Source organism: Colwellia sp. BRX8-5 (assembly GCF_014077325.1).
Classification (GTDB): Bacteria; Pseudomonadota; Gammaproteobacteria; order Enterobacterales; family Alteromonadaceae; genus Colwellia_A.
Genome location: NZ_JACGVR010000007.1, coordinates 78,699 through 96,828, shown reverse-complemented (window position 1 = coordinate 96,828; position 18,130 = coordinate 78,699). Strand labels below are relative to the sequence as shown.

Here is an 18,130-nt window from a genome sequence, read left to right as displayed (position 1 = left end):
GAATATAGACATTAAAGATTTAACCTCAGGTATCGCTGATCTAAAAAAGCAGTCATTAAGATTATTGTACTCCTCCTTAAAATACGGTGTTCACCGTTAAATTATAAATTGTTACTTATAACACTTTTTATACTAAAACAGTTGACCCTACTACCGTGGTAAGCTTTAACCTCAACTTAGTTCTACAATTCAATTAAGATGAGAAGCTTATGAATATAACTACACAATTTATAATTGACGGTATGACCTGTGCTTCATGTGTCGGTCGTGTTGAAAAGGCCTTACACAAAGTGGTTGGCGTGACAGATGTTACCGTTAACCTAGCTACAGATACGGCTACTATTCAAGGCACTGCCAGTCATAGTGAATTAATTACCGCTGTTATTGAGGCTGGTTATCAAGTGCCCGTAAAGGTAAAGCAATTTGGTATTGGAAAGATGAGTTGCTCCTCTTGTGTGACGCGGGTCGAACAGGCATTGTTAAAAGTAACCGGTGTGGTCGATGCATCGGTCAATTTAGCCACCGAGCACGTACAAGTAAAAACTTTATCCTTTGTAACGGATGAACAACTAACCCAAGCCGTGACACAAGCCGGTTACCTTTTTATCCCGTTGAACAATGACAGCGTGATAGAAAAGCCCAGCCAACATCAGCCTTTTTATACTAAAGCATGTTGGCCCGTATTGGGAGCAGGCCTACTTACCTTGCCACTGGTGTTACCCATGTTAGGCATGTTGTTTTCCCAACAGTGGATGTTACCGCCAGTTTGGCAATGGCTATTAGCTACGCCAGTACAGTTCTATTTTGGCGCTCGCTTTTATCGTGCAGGCTGGGGAGCATTAAAAGCTGGCATGGGCAACATGGATCTTCTTGTCTCCATAGGTACCAGTGCAGCCTACGGACTATCTTTGTATTTGTGGTGGAGCTTTAATAGCGCTCATGGCATGCCGCACTTGTATTTTGAAAGTAGTAGCGCAGTAATAACCTTGGTTCTGCTGGGTAAATATTTAGAACACAAAGCAAAACGCCGAACAACTGATGCACTTAGAGCATTGGAAAATTTGAAACCTGTTGAGGCAACAGTGCAGCGCTTAGGTAAATGGCAAAAAGTGGCCGCTTCATCAGTAAAATCAGGTGAAAAAGTTAAAGTAATACCGGGCGAAAGCATCCCTGTTGACGGTGAAATTTTGCAGGGCCAGAGTCATCTGGATGAGGCGTTAATTAGTGGTGAATCAATTCCGTTAAGTAAAAAAGAAGGTGACGTTGTCACGGGTGGCTCACTTAATTTGGACGGTATTTTGGAGATCCTTGCCACGAATGTTGGTAGCGAATCTACTTTATCTAAAATTATTGAATTAGTAGAGCAAGCCCAAGGTGCAAAAGCTCCCGTACAAGCAATAGTAGATAAAGTCAGTAGTATCTTCATTCCTGTGGTGTTATTGGTCGCACTTACCACCTTATTGGTGTTGGGTTTAGTATTTGATGACTGGACCAATGGCATTCTCAATGCGGTAGCCGTTTTAGTGATTGCCTGTCCATGTGCACTTGGTTTAGCAACTCCAGCAGCCATAATGGCAGGTACAGGAACCGCTGCCAGATTAGGCGTATTGGTTAAAGATGCAGTGGCGTTAGAGCAGGCAAAAGAAATAAATTTAGTGGTATTTGATAAAACAGGCACCTTGACCCAAGGCAAACCCGTTGTAAATGAGATGAGGGTCATCAGTGGTAGTGAAGAAGCAGTATTGCAGCTGGCCTATTCCTTACAAATAAATAGTGAGCACCCATTAGGCAAAGCTGTGGTTGAAAAAGCATTAGCCAGCGAAACACAACCAATACCTGTCGCTGAATTTCAAGTTGTCGCGGGTTATGGTGTCAAAGGCAACATTGGTGACAATTTAGTCTTGATGGGCAGTAGTCATTGGATGCAGGAGTTAGGGGTAAAACTTCCAACCGAACACATAAAAATACCAGGTGCCTCTGTTTCTTGGTTGGCTAGTCAGCAGCAAGATAAGATCACATTACTTGGGCTGTTTTGTTTTAGTGATAAATTGAAGTCTGATGCGCTGCAGGCTGTGAAGCTACTGCAACAACAAGGTATAAAGGTTGCTATGCTTACCGGTGACAATCAAGCGAGTGCAACATCGGTAGCGACAGAATTACAGTTAGACGATTTTAAAGCTGAGGTGTTGCCTGCAGATAAAGCAAAATATATTCTGCAATATCAAGAGCAAGGTTATCAGGTTGCTATGGTTGGTGATGGCATTAATGATGCGCCAGCGCTAGCCCAAGCAGATTTGGGTATGGCAATGGCGTCTGGTACTGATGTTGCCGTTAGCGCAGCTTCTTTCACGTTAATGCGCAGTAAACCAAGCCTAGTACCCACGGCATTGATCATTGCAAGGCTAACTTATCGTAAAATACAGCAAAACCTTTTTTGGGCATTTATCTTTAATGCTGTGGGAATTCCACTAGCAGCCTTTGGGTATCTTGACCCTATTATTGCCGGAGCTGCGATGGCATTTAGTAGCTTATTTGTCGTCAGTAACGCATTGTTATTGCAACGTTGGACTCTTAAGGAGAAATAACATGGCGAAACTTGTCACCATAGGTAAAGCCTCTAACTTAACAGGGGTGTCGGCCAAAATGATCCGATACTATGAAGAAATTGGCGTATTAAAAAAAACGAGTCGTACAGATGCAGGTTATCGACTTTATAACCAAGCACACATACAACAATTGGGGTTCATCCGTCGTTCTAGAAACTTAGGTTTTTCCATGATTGAGATTCAGTCACTGCTCAAGTTCTGGCTCGATACTGATAGAGAAAGTCGGCACGTGAAGCAACTAGCGGTGAGTCATTTACAGGAGATAAATGAAAAAATATTGGAGCTAGAGCAAATGAGAGCAATATTACAAAAACTAGCTGATCAATGTGATGGTGACGATAACCCTGACTGCCCTATTTTAGAAGGTTTAGCTCAACTTTCATCTGAATAACGAAGGATAATTGTTTTTTGTTATACTAACAGCACTTGTCTATGTTGATTGTCATGCATTATCTGCACAATTAATCTTAAATACTGAGGTGTGCTTATTAACTTATCTATTAATCAATCTTCCTCTACGCTCAATGTAATTGAGCGTCAAAACAAATCACATGAAGAAAATGATGAAAATGTATACTCATTAATCAACGAATATAAGACAACAAGTTTATGATGGCGTTTAGCCTTGTAAGCTTTTTTTTAGCCTAAAAATATCTATTTATTTTCAATTCACATACAATAATAAAACTGATAAACCACAACAGACCACTATAACTTTAAATGTTTACTCAAAGTCAATTCACTCCAGCTTGGTGGCTACACAATCCTCATTGCCAAACTATTATTGCAAAATTTTTAAGATCTAGAAAACAGCTAGAAACTTGCAATGAAACAGTGGAGTTACCTGATGGCGACTTTATTGATTTAGCATGGACCGATAAACCTAAACTTAATGAAACTCGTCCTTTAGTAGTTGTTCTTCATGGTTTAGAAGGTTCAGTTAACAGTCATTATGCTAAAGGAATGTTATCGGCTATTAAAGAGAAACAGTGGATCGGAGTGCTCATGCATTTTAGGGGCTGTAGTGGACGAGTCAATAGAAAAGCTCGTTCGTATCATAGTGGCGATACTGATGATATTAGTTATTTAACGCAATTTTTAAAGAAAAAATATCCACAGCTTCCAATGACAATTATTGGCTTTTCTTTAGGAGGTAATGTACTAGCGCGCTATTTAGCAAAAGAACCTAATAATCCTTATCAAGCCGCTGCAATCATTTGTGCCCCTTTACATTTGGCCAGTTGTAGCAAGCGGATTAACAAAGGCTTTTCGCGTATATATCAGAAATATCTAGTGGGCATGCTCAAAGACAGTATTAAGGATAAAATGGACAGTAATCTACTCTCTGCTCCGCTATCGCAAAGACTGGCCCATAAGCTCGATGAAATTAAGACCATTTGGCAATTCGATCAACTGGTGACAGCCCCTATTAACGGTTTTGAGAGCGCTGAAGATTATTATCATCAGGCAAGTGGACGTTTTATTTTGGATAAAATTAAACAACCCTGCTTAATTATTCATTCAAATGACGACCCTTTCTTATGTGATGAAAATACCCGTGATATTAGCAGTATTCCCAGTAACATATGTTTTGAGGTCAGTAAAAAAGGGGGGCATGTTGGCTTTATCAATGGTAATAATCCCTTAAGACCAAAGTTTTGGCTAGAACATCGTGTTCCAAATTTTTTAGAGAGCTACCTATGATAATCCCCTACAAAGATCTACAACCCGATACGTTAACAGGTATTATTCGAGAGTTTGTTTTACGTGAAGGTACCGAATATGGTGCGGACGATGTGTCTTTGTCCGAAAAAGTGGCGCAAGTAAAAATACAACTTGCTGATGGTAGTGCGTTTTTAGTTTATTCAGAGCTTCATGATACGGTAAATATTTTACCCATTGATCAGTTTGAACAACAACAAAACGAACAAGAACAAACGCAATAGTTATTTTATAACAACGAACACCCTATGGATGTTCGTTTCTCATTTGCTATTGAGTGAAAGCTAATACAAAACTTACCGGCACGGCATAAGCAATGCTTGGTAGATTTGCTAATGATTTTAATTTATTAATGCCTGCCACTAAAGCAAAGTCTTCGGCCTTAATGATAGCCGGCTTTAAGGTGCTCACTAACATATGATTTGCTGATAGCTTAGCCACCATAACATTCAATGTAAGTTCTTGCTGGTGACCATGTAAATTCAGGCTACCCGTAAGTGACATTTTCTGACTTGAACCGATAGTTATCGCATCAATATCTACACGATTAAGTTGCGCACTAAAGCTCGCTTGTGCAAAAGTTGCTGTTTCAAAGAGAAACTCCGCCATTCTTTGATCACGTATCGCAATATTGGTGTCAACACTGCTTAGGTCAATGGTCACATTTGCCAGGCCGCTATTGTTGATAACACCCGTAAATTCTTTAAAGCTATGACTTTCAGCCACAGTGCCTTTTTTAATCGACACAAAAGTTAACGATGAATTTTTAGAGTCCAACTGCCAAGCACTATAGGCTGGTGCCGTAAGCAGGAGTGAAAGGCTTAAAATAAAAGTAGATATAATACGCATAATAGGTCCTTTGAAAATAAAATAAAAATTAAGAGCGTCGCGCTCGATGAGGGGTCACAATACTTTGCCACGGAATATTACTCGCACCTAAAGTCATAAAGTCAGGATTCATTAATCCTTCCCGTTGATTATAAGTTAACGGTAAAAACTCACTATCAATTATTGAGCCTCCCGCTTGTTCGATAATACAATGACTCGCTCCTGTATCCCACTCACCTGTAGGACCAATACGTAAGTAACAATCTGCACCACCTTCAGCAATTAGACAGTTTTTCAGTGAGCAACTGCCTAATGCCACATATTCAAAAGCAAAGTTTTCGTTGTTAAGGTATTGCCCCATTAGGCTGAGCTCTTGTCGGCGGCTTACCGCCACTTTGATTTTTCGTTTGCCATCATATTTAGCGACATGAATTTGCTGGCTACCGGTATGGCTTTCTTTAAAAGCGCCAAGCTTATTTTGTCCATAGTAGGTAAGTTGGTGATCTGGTGCGTGAATAACACCAATACTTGGCCAGCCATTTTCCACCAAAGCGACATTAACAGCAAAATCGCCACTGCCTTTAATAAACTCACCTGTCCCATCAATAGGGTCGAGTAGCCAATATCGTGACCAATTTTTTCTTTGATTAAGCGCTAATGCACCAACTTCTTCAGAAATAATAGGAATGCCAGGTGCCAAGCGTGACAGCTCTTGCATCAATACATCGTTAGCCGCATAGTCAGCACTAGTAACGGGGCTATTATCTTCTTTAATTTCTGACGTGTAATTGCCCGACTTGTAATGCTTAGTAACTTCTAGGCCTGCTTTTTTTGCACTTTCTATCGCGATGGCGAGTAACGTTTCATTGTTCATTAATCTTCACTTACTTTTTCTTTTGAGTGTTATTTTAAAATATTCTTAACTAAATCTTTTACCAGCATTAGAGCAGCTATGCTTCTTGCTTCATTAAAGTCAGGTTGGGCAAGTAATGATTGATAGTCGGCAAGTTTCCATGAGACAACTTCTAGCTCTTCAGGTTCATCACCGGGGAGTTTTTCTGCATATAAACTTTCAGCAAGAAATATTTCCATTGAGGCAGAGAAAAAAGCCGGTGCTGTTGCGACTCGATGCACATGGGTGAATTTATTCGCCCCATAGCCGACTTCTTCTTTTAACTCACGATTAGCAGCATGCTCTGCACTTTCGCCTTCATCAATAAGTCCTTTCGGGAAGCCAAGCTCATATGTATGGGTGCCAGCACAATACTCGCGTACTAATAAAAACGTTTCATCGTCTAACATAGGTACAATTAATACAGCGCCTCGACCGTAGCCTTGCATGCGTTCATATTCTCGCTCTACGCCGTTACTGAAGGTGAGATCTACTTGTTCTATAGCAAACAAGCGACTCTTGGCAACTTGCTTACGTTGAGTGACTTTGGGAAGTGTTAAACTATTGCTCATGGTAGCTAAACCTAAGAGTAAAATATTAATAATATAGTTTTAGAATAGCACGTTAACTTTAGATATAATTAATAATTAATCGCTCTTAGGAAAAATAATATGCTTAATTGGTCAAAAATTTCTACCGTACTTTTAGATATGGATGGAACGATTTTAGATTTACATTTTGACAACCATTTCTGGCTCCATCATTTACCACTACGTTACAGTGAGCATGCAAAGATTTCACTTGAGCAAGCAAAAGAAAACTTAGCAAGCCACTATGAAAGAGTTGCTGGGACCATTGACTGGTACTGTTTAGACTACTGGGCTGAACAAACCCAATTACCGATTCAAGCATTAAAACGTGAAGTACAACACTTAATTAACTTACGCGATGATGCTCATGATTTTATGGTGGCACTACGAGAGAGTGGACGAGAAATAATACTGGTTACTAATGCTCACCCAGATAGCTTGTTGCTTAAGATTGAACGCACGCAACTCGATAAATATTTTGATGTTTTATATTCTACGCATGAATTTGGTGTTACCAAAGAATCACAATTATTATGGCAACGTCTTCAAGAGAAACAAGGTTTTAGCCTAGAGAATACTTTGTTTGTTGATGATAGTATCAATATTTTAGCATCGGCTCAACGCTATGGTTTTGAACATTTATTAGCGGTTGAAAACCCAGATAGTCAGAAAACGCCACATATTGTTAACGATTACCCATCTACATCAGACTTTAGAACATTAATTGATGAAATAAAGAAATATCCCATTAAGTAATGGCTATTATTCATCCTGACGTAAAGCCAGGATGAAATAGGTTTAGCCTAAGTAACGATTAATCACCGTATTAAATGGCTTAAAAATTCAATCGATAGCGCCCTTGGTTATCAGCTTTGCCAATAAAGGACAGCAGTGGCTTTAATTTTTCAGGGAAGTTCGCACCTGGCTTTAAATAACCATTTCCAGAAGCTCTATTGGTATTATGCAGATAAGCGGTAAACGTGAGTCCAAGATCGTTTTCAGGGGCAATGATAAACGCAAGCGCCCCTTTTTCACAAGCCAACTCAGCAGATAACGTACCTAAATTTGCTTTTTCTGATAATGCGGTGATAGCTGCCTTGTTCCATTTTATTAAGCCCTTCATTTGCTGACATACAGGCTTGCCGAGTATAAATTCATCAACACTGAGTTCAATAAGGTTGTGGGCTTGCATCGGGATAGCTAGATTAAGCTTTTCCGTAATTTGTTGTGCAGCTACTGTGATATCAACATTAGTAATTTTTATCTGCTTAAGCAATTGGCTTGCTGTCAACCTACCTTCTGGTCCACTGACTAAGGCACCGCCAAAAGTTAACTTAATTGTCGGGTCAAGCATCAATAATGAGAGGAAACTTAACTCACTACTGACATTGTTAATGTCGACATTATCAATGCGGACTTGTTTTGCATAACTTTGCCACACTGTGCCAGAAAGTTGAGATACTTGGCTGTTTTTTGGTAAATTAATAAAGCTAACCACCCAAGCTGCAGGCATAGTTGCAATTAAAAAAATCAAATATAAACTAAAGAACATTGCTCCGTAAGCAAACCACTTTTTCATTAACCTTTTCCTAATTGTAAGCGACGAACTCTAACAACACCGTTGCGATCGGCTTTACTTAAATCAATACTTTTCACTAATAAACCTTCATTATTGGCTAAAAATTCAAGCCAACTAAGTAACTGTGTAAAGGGGACTTCATCAATCCATACTTGTAAGTCTTCACCTTGAGGTTGCAAGCGAGCTATCGAAATATTATTACGACCGGCACTGCTGTTAACAATACTAGAAAGGCTGGCATTGCTGGCTGATGATGCCACTCTTTTTTGTGACTGTTGATAGCGCAGGGTATTTTCTTGCACCCAGGTATAAAGCGCTTGTTGGCGCATGATTTTTTGTTGAGTTTTATCAGTATTAGTAACCAATGGTTGCCACACTGCGCTGTAAAATAAAAACAGCACTACAACAAAGCTCATCATAGCAACGAGTCGTTGCTCAGAGCTTTTTAATTGTTGCCACCACGTTTTCATTATCGCCCCTTACTTGTGTTTGTTGATTGCTGATTATCATCATTACTGGTTATGCTGAATGAGCCAGAAATTTGATCACCTTGATTATTTTGCGCGCCCATAGATACCGTCAGATTACTCTCTTCAAGAGCGATTTTTAACTTATCAAAATACTGATAATCACTAGCAATTGCCTGCATACGAATCTCGTTGCGCTTACCATCAAACTTCAACGTTTGGGGTTTTATTTCAGGCACTAAAGCTAACGCTGGTTGCACTTGAGTTAAGATAGCTAAAAAGCCACTTTCTCCACTAGCCCCTCCTACTTCTTTGAGTTTCTGCTTAAGTTGGGAGCGAATAGTTGAGACTCGAACTCGCTTAGTTTTTGGAAAAGCCTTTTTATAGGTACTAATGATTTGCTGTTCAATTTCAGCCTGTTGACTATGAAGCTGTATTAATTCGGCACCTTTAATACCGACATTAAGCAATAAAGCGAACATGGCAATACCTGCGGCCAAAAACCAACTTTTTAGCACGGGTGAGCGCTGTTCTTTAACTTTGAAGTCACCCTGTAGTAAATTGAACTTACCCGCTTTTTCATGATTATATGTAGCGGCTAATAACGCCAAAGGCAGCTCTTCTGGCATCGCATTGATGGTCAGTGTAGCGATGGTTTCAGGTAATATTGAATAAGCATTTAATGAGAAACTGTTGGGTACGTCATTATTGCTATCATTGTCCGCTACTGATTTTTGCTCACTGCTAATTTTCTCTACTGTTTGAGTACCGCTAAGTGACTGACTAATTAACGGCCAAGTGTTGCTGTCTATGGTGATCCCTTGCCATTGTCCTTGGCGTATCAGTATTTGCTCACCTAAGACAATTGCACTACCAACATTCACTTCATTAGTCAGTGGCATTGCAAGTACATCTGGGATGATTTTTTTACAGGTAATATCTGCACTTTTTAACCACCCTTGCCATAATGCCAACTGAGCAGATTCGATAATTGCAACAAAGCAATTGTGTGCACTACCGACAATTTTGATATCACTATAAGCGAAAAATAACTCTTCAACATCTTGTGCTAATTCATCTTCAAGCATATACGGCACAGCTAAGCGCATCGCTTTTGAAGATTTACTGGGTACCGTTAAACTTTTCAAACTGATATCACTGGCTGGCACAAACGTAATGACTTCACGTTGTTTGGCTTTCTCAGCTAATTGCTCTAACGCATTGGCATTGGGGAGTTCACCACTGGCAATGATGCCTTCTTGATCGTCACTAAATATTACCCAGTGCACTACGTCTTTTGCGTTAGTACCTAATCGGATATATAACTTTTCGGTCATTACTCTCGTCCTATGGTACGACTCACTACGGAGATATTATTATTGCTTTCAACTTTCATTAAAGTGCTCAACGCGAAGTAGCTGTCATTAAAACTAGCGATACTTTTTAGTTTAAAATAATGGCTAACAACATCGAACTGCTCTTTTTGATCATTGGTTATTTTTGTATGTTTTGATATATCGGCTAAATTAAAAAACTCATCTCGTGTTTTAAAACCAGCACCCTCTCGGCTAGCCAAGGCATTTTCTGCATCCGCTAAAGGAATACCTAAAAAAGCCTCCAACAATTCAGGTTGGTCGCTTCTTATGGTGTTTATATTCATTTTATGAAGATTATTATTAGGTATTACGCAAGCATACTCTTTTAATTTATTAATAACCGGCACAGTAAAGTGTTCAATTAAGCGTAGTTCGGTAATACTGGCCAAATAATAATTAGCGGGTAAATAAGGAAACTCTTTTGCAGAGTAATCATTATCTTCAGCACCACCAGCACTGGCTATAGCGCTGTTTTGATCAAGCCAGTCAACCAATGCATCGGTCATGTATTCAGCATCAAACTGACTAACACCTTCAACATTAAGCGACATAATTAATTTTTGGAAAGCGTCTTCTATTGGGCGCCTTTGAGTGCCCGTAGGAGTAGCATTATCATCAGGCCTTAAAGCATTTAAATTAAAACAGGCTTGCATATCAAAAATTTCGCCGGTAATTTGTCCAAAGTCAACAGGATAACTTGTTTCGCCTTGAGCCCAAATTTGTTCTAAATGCGTTACGTCTTTTTCATCTTTAAAAACATTGATTAATATTCTTTTTGCAAACGCTTCTGCGCCCATCGCATACCAATAAGCCTGCTGATTTAGCGTAACATTATTAGTACGTTGCATCTGCAACTGCAAGCGCGCAGTCATCTGTGTGGCTAATACGGCGGCTAACGCGACGATAAGCAAAACAGTAATTAACGCCACACCGGTCACTTTTTTAGCGGTCGACTTACTCATATCAGTACGGCACTGAGAGTTCTTCATTAGACCTCCCATAACGAACAGCACAATACGTAGGCTTTAAATTTAGACATCATCACCCGCCACTAAAAATTCTCGTCTTATAAGCCCATAATCTTTAGTTATTAGCTCAACAGCAATCGCTCGAGGTAAACTTTTATTTATAATTTGTTTTTGCCATTTTTTGTCATAAAAAAACTCAAAATTTAGCGCTTCAATCTCGGTGATTAACTTTCTTCTTTTAGGCTCTTGCCCTTGGATAGCGTCAACAAAATTAAAATGAAGTCGCTCAAAGGTTCCCTCATTTAATTGATAAGCGACTGATTGCATATTGCTACGCGGTAATAGTAGACCTGGATTTGTCCATCCGTTGCGAACAAAAGCTAAGGTACTTTCGCCATTTGAAAAACTATTGCTGTCAGTATATAAAAAATCTTGCTGGGGAGCTTCGCCATTTAATCGAATACTGCGTTTAGCAATTTGCAGTAAATCACGCTCGATAAGTAAAAAGCCTCGCTGTAATTCATTAACGCGTTCGGTACGAATTTTAGATGACTCATTACCTTTTAATACCGTATTAAAAATAGTGAAACTACTCATGCTGATCATTGAAAAAATAGCGATAGCTATTAAAACTTCTAACAAGGTAAAGCCATTATTCGTTGGCTTATTCAAGCAAATCTTCACTACGGCTGGCTCTTTGAGATATAGGTAACCATACTAGTGATCGCTAACTTTTCATCTTCTTTATTACGAATTTCAATCGTTATAGCACGCATATTCTTATTTTCTGTTTTAAGCACTTTTTGTAGCCAAAACCATTCTTGGCCAGCCATTTCTACGGTGCCTTTTTTATTGTTTTTTGGTGGCCATGTTGGGTCTAATGTCATCGCAACTAATTGATTTGAGGCCACCCAATTGGCTAATACTTTATTTTCTAAATGACTTAAATTCTTAAAGTTATTGTCTGCTGCACTTAACAACGCAATACCCGCGATTGAAAAAATAGCCATCGCTAACATGACTTCAATTAAAGTGAAGCCTAATGAAGCCGTTTTAATGACCCGTTTCACCTTATTCATCATCAAAGAGTGGCCCTTCAACGGTTATCGGTGTGGTGTATAAGCCGGTCGCCTTAAAATAAAGCTTTGCTTCAGTGTAATTATTTTTAACGAATTGAAAACGCAGACTAAACGGTGTTATTTCACCGCCTGAGAGTATGTAAATTTGGGGAATAAGTATTTTTTTTTCTATATTATTACCGTCATCATCTTTACCTACGTCTTCATCTAAGTCGTTCTCTTTATTAGCCGCTTGCAACTCATTAAATACTTCAGTATCAAATAATTGTGGTTCTTCAATTGGCAAGTCATCAAGTTGTAAAATCAACTCAACACCTTCAGGTAATTTATAGCGACTGAATAATTCATTATCAGAGATATCCGACCACGTTATACCGTCGTACCCTAAAAACTGATAACCTTTTTTGCCAATAACTAAGCCTAATTCAATATTATTTAGCATGCCATATTCAGCAGCAATATTAAAAACGCCAGCAAAACGTTTACTCGAGAGTTCAAGTGTTTCTTCGGCTTTATCACCTGAAGCACTAAACTGAACGACCGAAACCATTAAACCCACCAGCACAATAACCAACATCACTTCAATTAAAGTGAAACCGTTAACTACTGTGCTGTTTTTGGAATAATGCTTCATATTAAGAGTTCACCAAAACTACTGGTAGTCGCCAAGGTTCCAGTTGCCAATATCGTCTTCTGTACCAGGTTCACCGTCGGGTCCCATGGTAAAAATATCAATATCACCATTTTCGCCTGGATTTAATAGTTGATAGGCGTTGCCCCATGGATCGTCAGGTAAACGTTTAACATAACCCCCGTTTGGAAAACGACGCGGTAAAGGTTCAACGTCAGTTTCTTCAACTAAAGCTTCTAAGCCTTGTTCAGTCGTTGGGTAGTTATAGTTATCCATTTTGTACATACTTAACGACGTTTCTAATGCATTAATATCTTGTACTGATTTTTGAAGTTTTGCGGTATCCATATTGCCCATCAAGTTTTGGACAACAACACTGCCTAACAAACCTAAAATAACAATAACAACCATCACTTCCAATAAAGTAAAGCCACGTTGTTTATTTTTCACTTTCATTGGTTGAATTTTTTTGTGCACATTAACCTCCTACTAAGGTATTTAACTGAAGAATTGGCTGTAAAATAGCCATAACTATAAAAAGAACGATACCGGCCATAGCGATCATCAAGGCGGGTTCAAAAGCTTTTAGCGATATATTCATCAACGCTTCAAACTCCCTGTCTTGGTTGTCTGCTGATCGACCAAGCATATGTTCTAACTTGCCACTTTTTTCACCACTAGCAATCATATGAAGCATCATCGGTGGAAATAATTTCGTTTGCTCTAAAGAAACTCGTAAACTCGCGCCTTCGCGCACTTTATCGGCCGACTCTTTAACGCATTGCTTAATGTATAAATTTTCTAAAACTTCACCTGATATTTTCATGCTTTCCAGCAAAGGAACAGCACTGGCGGTTAAAATACTTAAGGTACGAGCAAACCGAGCGGTATTAATACCACGAATAATTTTGCCCAGCCCTGGAAAACTAATCACCTTGCGATGAAAAGCAAACTTGAAGCTGGCCTTTTTCATTAAATGATTAAAGCCACCAATCAGTAAGGCAATCAAAATAAGGATATACAAACCATTATCTCTTAAAAAATCACTGGTACTAATTAAAAACTGAGTCGTTGCAGGTAAGTTTGCGCCCATGTGATCAAACTGGCCAACAATTTTAGGGACTACCGCCGTTAACAGTATTGCGATAACGCCTATGGCTACGACCGTCATAATAACGGGATAAATAAGCGCTTGAATGATTTGTGAACGTAAGTGTTCCCGTTGCTCGGTGTAATCGGCTAAGCGGTTTAAAACCGTATCTAAGAAACCGGATTTTTCACCCGCTGCAACCATTGCTCGGTATAAGTGACTAAAGACATGCGGAAACTCGGCCATACTCTCCGCTAAACCATAACCTTCGGTTACTTTTGTTCGCACCGCCATGATCATACTTTTCATGCTGTTTTTTTCACATTGTTCGCCAACGGCAAGCAAAGATTCTTCAATCGGTAAACCCGACTCGACTAATGTTGCCAACTGACGTGTGATTAAAGCAAGTTCAGCAACAGATACTTTTGTTCGTCCGCCAAACCGTGATTTATTCGCGGCTTGCTTAGTTTTTTGTAAGCTTGGCGTTACTTCAGTGGGCATTAAGCCTTTGTCACGTAATAAGCCACGCGCTTGTCTGGGTGTATCACCTTCGATAACACCCTTTACCGTTTTACCACGGCTATTTACTGCTTGATAATCAAAAGCTGCCATAATAAAACTCTAGTTAATCTTCTTTGGTAACACGCAAAACTTCTTCGAGTGTCGTTTGTCCGGTCAACACTTTATCAAAGCCGTCACGGCGTATGCTTGGCGTATTTTGGCGAATAAACTTTTCAATAGCCTGCTCACCCTTACCATTATGAATAAGCTCGCGTACTTTATCGTCGACAACAATAAGTTCATGAATACCCATACGTCCTTTATAGCCCTTTTGGCTACATTCACTACAACCAACTGCGCGATAAATATGCTGGGTGTTGTCTTGAGGTAACTCAAGTAATTTTAGCTCTGGGCCATCAGGTAAATGGCTTTCTTTACAATGCGGGCACAATGTTCTCACGAGTCGTTGTGCTAAGACTCCCAAGAGACTCGATGAGAGTAAAAATGACTCTACGCCCATATCTTCCATACGAGTAATGGCACCAGCGGCACTGTTAGTATGCAATGTCGACATCACTAAGTGACCGGTTAAACTCGCTTGCACGCCAATTTGAGCGGTTTCTAAATCGCGTATTTCACCAACCATAACAACATCGGGATCTTGGCGAAGTATCGCCCGTAACCCGCGAGCAAAGGTCATATCAACTTTGGTATTAACTTGCGTTTGTCCAATACCTTCAATGGCGTACTCGATGGGATCTTCAACCGTTAAAACGTTACGCTCTTTCGAATCGATTTGGCTCAGTCCCGCATAAAGCGTGGTACTTTTACCCGATCCCGTAGGACCCGTAACTAAAATAATACCATGGGGTTTTTCGATGAGTTTTGAAAACTTTATTCGGTTGGCAAGTGTCATGCCTAAATCTTCTAAATCGAGACGAACCGAGTTCTTATCAAGTAAACGAAGTACCACACGCTCACCATGGCCCGTTGGCATTGTTGAAACACGTACATCAACAGCACGACCGGCAATGCGCAAAGAAATACGACCATCTTGTGGTATGCGTTTTTCAGCAATGTCAAGTTTTGCCATAACCTTGATACGAGAAACTAATAATGAAGCAAGTTTACGATTAGGCTTTAATACTTCACGTAAAACGCCATCAACACGAAAACGAATTTGTAGCGCTAATTCAAAAGTTTCAATATGAATATCAGAAGCATTTTCTTTTATTGCTTCACTCAACATCGCATTGATCAATTTGATGATTGGCGCATCATCTTCATTTTCTAGCAGATCTTCTGTTTCTGTCATCTCGTCAGCGAGAGAATACAAGTCAACTTCGTTGCCAATATCTTCCATCATCTGTTGAGCTTCTGAAGAGTCTCGTTGGTATGAAATAGTTAATAACTGTTCAAATTCATCTAACGAATGAAATTCAATAGCAAAGGGGCTTTTTAAGACCCTACGCACTTCTAATACTGCCGCACTTTTAACATTGGCTAAGCAATGTAAGGTGTATTGGTCGTTACTTTTACTAATGAGTACATGATGACGTTTGGCAAAATTAAAAGGCAAACGGCTGATCTGCACTTTTACTTCTTCTGCCTCTTGACCATTACCTGCAACATTTAAAGTCACTACGCTGTCGATGTCTTCTCTCTTTTCAATATCAGCCATATTATTGGTCTTTTTGGTCTGAAGTTGATGAGTCATCACCCTCGCTTTTAACGACAGGCGGTAATAAGCTAGAGTCTTTAGACTGACTTTCTTTCATGTATTCATCGAATGAAGGAGGTAAGGTCAGTTGGTCATTCCATTCAGGTAACAATGGCATTTTTTCATCGCTCATTAATGACAAACCTTCTTCTTGCTTACGTATTTCAGTCGCACGAATATAGTTATACTTTTCTTTACTAATTTCATTCATCAACTTGCCATCACGAATAATCGTTGGGCGAATAAATACCATTAAATTACGTTTACGCGTTGATGTTGTTGTTGATTTAAATAAGTGCCCAATAAAAGGTATGTCACCTAATAAAGGTACTTTTTGTTCACTTTCTTGAACGTCTTCATCAATCAAGCCACCCAGTACCACGGTTGCGCCAGAATCGGCCATCACTACCGTTTTAATTTCGCGTTTGTTGATAGAAATATCTACCCCTGTAGCGCCACTCACCGAAGAGACTTCTTGCTCTATGGTTAACTGCACACCACTGCCCTCATTCACTTGTGGGGTAACGGTTAGTTTTATACCAACTTCTTGGCGTTCAACGGTTTGAAATGGATTACCGTTATTGCTACCGGCAGTAGAGCCAGTAAGAATAGGAATTTCTTGTCCAACTAAAAAGTGCGCTTCTTCATTATCGAGTGTAGTGATACTTGGCGTAGCAAGGATATTGGAATTAGTGTCATTACTCACCGCTTGTATGATTGCGCCCCAGCCATTTTTCATAATACCAAACATACCACCGCTAACTGAACCGAGTAAGGTTGCGGCTAATGAATAGTCTCCTTTAATATCGTCTTGATTAGGGTTAATCGTTGTGGCACCATTTTCAGAAGTAACGGTAGAACCTTTAGTACCTGGTGTTGATTGAGCTGCCTCAGCAGCCGCTGCTACAGCACTTATAGGCGCAGGACCATTATTGAACTGGGTAAAACCACCATCTTCGCTGAACCATTGCACACCTAAACTAATACCATCACTTTCAAAAACTTCGACGATTATCGCTTCAACAAGCACTTGTGCACGACGAACGTCTAATTTGCGGATGACTTCCTCAAGTGAACGTAACATGTCTTGCTGAGCGGTAATAACCAAGGTATTGGTGTCTTCATGAGCGTCAATGCTGACATTACGTTTTTTACTGCTTTGTTTACTCGTTTGTGCGCCAGCGTTTTCGGCTTCAATTGATTTACTGACCCCTTCAAGTACTTTGACTAAGTCTTCGGCTTTTGAGTATTTCAAATAGTAAACACGGGTATTACCATTGGTTTCTAATTCACTGTCTAAGCGGGAAATTAACTTAGCGACACGCGAACGGGCTTGAGATTCACCGCTAACAATTACACTATTGGTGCGCTCATCAGCAACTATTTTAGGGATAAGGAAGGTTGGCGTACCAGATTTTCCTTGATCAGATTTATGCATGGCTTCAACAATACGCACCATTTCTGCCGCCGATGCATATTGCAGTTTAATAATTTGTACGTCTTGATCGCCAGCTTTGTCGACACGCTCAATAATATTGACTAAACGATTAACAACCGCAGCAGTACCCGTTAGCATGATGACATTAGCGGGATCATAATTGACCACGTTACCGCCACCGGCTTGATCTGAAAGTTGACGAAGTAAAGGGGTTAATTCACGTACTGTGACATTTTTAACTTCAACAACTCGTGTCACCATTTCATCACCCACACCAGGGTTTTCGTTACCAACAACCGGTATTGATGAAGTTTTAGCGTCTTTATTACGAATAACTTTTACAACATTATTATCCATTTCAACAGCAGAAAAACCATAGACTTCAAGCACATTTAAGAACACTTGATAATATTGTTTTTCGGTAAGTTGATCTTGGGTACGTAATGTCACTTTACCTCGAACGTTAGGGTCAACGATCATGGTTTTTTTCAGGTTTTTACCGACTATATTAATGAATTCGTCAATTTCAGTACCTTTAAAGTTTGGCGAGTACTTAGCCGCATGTATATCAGCACTAAATAATAAAGTATTCATCATCACAACAGTTAAACCTGTTGCTAACAATCCTTTATACCAAGGGGCG

19 protein-coding genes are annotated in these 18,130 nt (G+C 39.7%); 5 read left to right on the top strand and 14 right to left on the bottom strand.

The annotated features are described in order from the left end of the window. Window positions 1–209 precede the first annotated feature (209 nt). The 4 genes from H4J62_RS07235 (at window position 210) to H4J62_RS07220 (ending at window position 4,552) form a co-directional block, all read left to right on the top strand. Window positions 210–2,585, top strand: a complete 2,376-nt coding sequence (locus H4J62_RS07235; RefSeq protein ID WP_182214700.1) for a heavy metal translocating P-type ATPase — start codon at window positions 210–212, stop codon at window positions 2,583–2,585. 1 nt (window position 2,586) lies between these two features. Continuing rightward, window positions 2,587–2,997, top strand: coding sequence for a Cu(I)-responsive transcriptional regulator (cueR, locus tag H4J62_RS07230; protein WP_182214702.1), 411 nt, complete (start codon window positions 2,587–2,589; stop codon window positions 2,995–2,997). Between the two features lie 329 nt (window positions 2,998–3,326). Beyond that, the gene (locus H4J62_RS07225; RefSeq protein ID WP_182214704.1) at window positions 3,327–4,310 is read left to right on the top strand and encodes a hydrolase; all 984 of its coding nucleotides are present in this window, start codon (window positions 3,327–3,329) and stop codon (window positions 4,308–4,310) included. Beyond that, window positions 4,307–4,552: a YheU family protein gene (locus H4J62_RS07220; protein WP_182214706.1), complete on the top strand. Its 246-nt coding sequence runs from the start codon at window positions 4,307–4,309 to the stop codon at window positions 4,550–4,552. Before H4J62_RS07225 ends, H4J62_RS07220 begins: the two co-directional genes overlap by 4 nt. Before the next feature lie 46 nt (window positions 4,553–4,598). On the opposite strand, the gene H4J62_RS07215 is transcribed toward H4J62_RS07220, so the two are convergent. Genes H4J62_RS07215 through nudE form a run of 3 tightly spaced genes read right to left on the bottom strand, consistent with a single transcriptional unit; the run spans window position 4,599 to window position 6,620 of the window. Continuing rightward, entirely contained in the window at window positions 4,599–5,177 is a 579-nt protein-coding gene (locus tag H4J62_RS07215; RefSeq protein WP_182214708.1) for a YceI family protein, read from the bottom strand. A gap of 28 nt (window positions 5,178–5,205) precedes the next feature. Further along, on the bottom strand, window positions 5,206–6,030 hold the full coding sequence (gene cysQ, locus H4J62_RS07210; protein ID WP_182214710.1) for a 3'(2'),5'-bisphosphate nucleotidase CysQ: 825 nt from the start codon (window positions 6,028–6,030) through the stop codon (window positions 5,206–5,208). A gap of 29 nt (window positions 6,031–6,059) precedes the next feature. After that, a complete protein-coding gene (gene nudE / locus H4J62_RS07205; protein WP_182214712.1) occupies window positions 6,060–6,620 on the bottom strand; it encodes an ADP compounds hydrolase NudE in 561 nt (186 codons plus the stop codon). Window positions 6,621–6,719: 99 nt separating this feature from the next. On the opposite strand from nudE, the gene yrfG reads away from it, so the two are divergent. Continuing rightward, complete coding sequence (yrfG, locus tag H4J62_RS07200) at window positions 6,720–7,394, top strand: GMP/IMP nucleotidase (protein WP_182214714.1); 675 nt, start codon at window positions 6,720–6,722, stop codon at window positions 7,392–7,394. A 79-nt stretch (window positions 7,395–7,473) separates the two neighbouring features. Here the strand turns inward: yrfG and H4J62_RS07195 are convergent, their stop codons facing one another. The 11 genes from H4J62_RS07195 to gspD are packed head-to-tail and all read right to left on the bottom strand — an operon-like array spanning window position 7,474 to window position 18,084. Beyond that, window positions 7,474–8,217: a type II secretion system protein N gene (locus H4J62_RS07195; RefSeq protein WP_182214715.1), complete on the bottom strand. Its 744-nt coding sequence runs from the start codon at window positions 8,215–8,217 to the stop codon at window positions 7,474–7,476. Continuing rightward, a complete protein-coding gene (gene gspM / locus H4J62_RS07190; protein WP_070374943.1) occupies window positions 8,217–8,687 on the bottom strand; it encodes a type II secretion system protein GspM in 471 nt (156 codons plus the stop codon). Before gspM ends, H4J62_RS07195 begins: the two co-directional genes overlap by 1 nt. Then, on the bottom strand, window positions 8,687–10,021 hold the full coding sequence (gspL, locus tag H4J62_RS07185; RefSeq protein ID WP_182214716.1) for a type II secretion system protein GspL: 1,335 nt from the start codon (window positions 10,019–10,021) through the stop codon (window positions 8,687–8,689). The genes gspM and gspL overlap by 1 nt, the downstream gene beginning before the upstream one ends. Beyond that, a complete protein-coding gene (gspK, locus tag H4J62_RS07180) occupies window positions 10,021–11,049 on the bottom strand; it encodes a type II secretion system minor pseudopilin GspK (protein WP_259364606.1) in 1,029 nt (342 codons plus the stop codon). The genes gspL and gspK overlap by 1 nt, the downstream gene beginning before the upstream one ends. Before the next feature lie 42 nt (window positions 11,050–11,091). Next, complete coding sequence (gspJ, locus tag H4J62_RS07175) at window positions 11,092–11,700, bottom strand: type II secretion system minor pseudopilin GspJ (RefSeq protein WP_220465911.1); 609 nt, start codon at window positions 11,698–11,700, stop codon at window positions 11,092–11,094. A gap of 11 nt (window positions 11,701–11,711) precedes the next feature. Next, window positions 11,712–12,110: a type II secretion system minor pseudopilin GspI gene (gene gspI / locus H4J62_RS07170; RefSeq protein WP_083277946.1), complete on the bottom strand. Its 399-nt coding sequence runs from the start codon at window positions 12,108–12,110 to the stop codon at window positions 11,712–11,714. Continuing rightward, window positions 12,100–12,741, bottom strand: coding sequence for a type II secretion system minor pseudopilin GspH (gene gspH / locus H4J62_RS07165; RefSeq protein ID WP_182214718.1), 642 nt, complete (start codon window positions 12,739–12,741; stop codon window positions 12,100–12,102). Before gspH ends, gspI begins: the two co-directional genes overlap by 11 nt. Before the next feature lie 18 nt (window positions 12,742–12,759). Beyond that, the gene (gene gspG / locus H4J62_RS07160; RefSeq protein WP_182214818.1) at window positions 12,760–13,194 is read right to left on the bottom strand and encodes a type II secretion system major pseudopilin GspG; all 435 of its coding nucleotides are present in this window, start codon (window positions 13,192–13,194) and stop codon (window positions 12,760–12,762) included. A 22-nt stretch (window positions 13,195–13,216) separates the two neighbouring features. Further along, the gene (gene gspF, locus H4J62_RS07155) at window positions 13,217–14,440 is read right to left on the bottom strand and encodes a type II secretion system inner membrane protein GspF (RefSeq protein WP_182214719.1); all 1,224 of its coding nucleotides are present in this window, start codon (window positions 14,438–14,440) and stop codon (window positions 13,217–13,219) included. A gap of 13 nt (window positions 14,441–14,453) precedes the next feature. Further along, window positions 14,454–16,010 (bottom strand): type II secretion system ATPase GspE, encoded by a 1,557-nt coding sequence (gspE, locus tag H4J62_RS07150; protein WP_182214820.1) that lies wholly within the window; start codon window positions 16,008–16,010, stop codon window positions 14,454–14,456. A gap of 1 nt (window position 16,011) precedes the next feature. After that, the gene (gene gspD, locus H4J62_RS07145) at window positions 16,012–18,084 is read right to left on the bottom strand and encodes a type II secretion system secretin GspD (protein WP_259364609.1); all 2,073 of its coding nucleotides are present in this window, start codon (window positions 18,082–18,084) and stop codon (window positions 16,012–16,014) included. Between the last annotated feature and the right edge of the window lie 46 nt (window positions 18,085–18,130).

Coding starts and splice junctions, on each gene's coding strand:
- H4J62_RS07235 (WP_182214700.1), top strand. CDS start 210: ATGAATATAACTACACAATTTATAATTGACGGTATGACCTGTGCTTCA.
- cueR (WP_182214702.1), top strand. CDS start 2,587: ATGGCGAAACTTGTCACCATAGGTAAAGCCTCTAACTTAACAGGGGTG.
- H4J62_RS07225 (WP_182214704.1), top strand. CDS start 3,327: ATGTTTACTCAAAGTCAATTCACTCCAGCTTGGTGGCTACACAATCCT.
- H4J62_RS07220 (WP_182214706.1), top strand. CDS start 4,307: ATGATAATCCCCTACAAAGATCTACAACCCGATACGTTAACAGGTATT.
- H4J62_RS07215 (WP_182214708.1), bottom strand. CDS start 5,177: ATGCGTATTATATCTACTTTTATTTTAAGCCTTTCACTCCTGCTTACG.
- cysQ (WP_182214710.1), bottom strand. CDS start 6,030: ATGAACAATGAAACGTTACTCGCCATCGCGATAGAAAGTGCAAAAAAA.
- nudE (WP_182214712.1), bottom strand. CDS start 6,620: ATGAGCAATAGTTTAACACTTCCCAAAGTCACTCAACGTAAGCAAGTT.
- yrfG (WP_182214714.1), top strand. CDS start 6,720: ATGCTTAATTGGTCAAAAATTTCTACCGTACTTTTAGATATGGATGGA.
- H4J62_RS07195 (WP_182214715.1), bottom strand. CDS start 8,217: ATGAAAAAGTGGTTTGCTTACGGAGCAATGTTCTTTAGTTTATATTTG.
- gspM (WP_070374943.1), bottom strand. CDS start 8,687: ATGAAAACGTGGTGGCAACAATTAAAAAGCTCTGAGCAACGACTCGTT.
- gspL (WP_182214716.1), bottom strand. CDS start 10,021: ATGACCGAAAAGTTATATATCCGATTAGGTACTAACGCAAAAGACGTA.
- gspK (WP_259364606.1), bottom strand. CDS start 11,049: ATGAAGAACTCTCAGTGCCGTACTGATATGAGTAAGTCGACCGCTAAA.
- gspI (WP_083277946.1), bottom strand. CDS start 12,110: ATGATGAATAAGGTGAAACGGGTCATTAAAACGGCTTCATTAGGCTTC.
- gspH (WP_182214718.1), bottom strand. CDS start 12,741: ATGAAGCATTATTCCAAAAACAGCACAGTAGTTAACGGTTTCACTTTA.
- gspG (WP_182214818.1), bottom strand. CDS start 13,194: ATGAAAGTGAAAAATAAACAACGTGGCTTTACTTTATTGGAAGTGATG.
- gspF (WP_182214719.1), bottom strand. CDS start 14,440: ATGGCAGCTTTTGATTATCAAGCAGTAAATAGCCGTGGTAAAACGGTA.
- gspE (WP_182214820.1), bottom strand. CDS start 16,010: ATGGCTGATATTGAAAAGAGAGAAGACATCGACAGCGTAGTGACTTTA.
- gspD (WP_259364609.1), bottom strand. CDS start 18,084: ATGATGAATACTTTATTATTTAGTGCTGATATACATGCGGCTAAGTAC.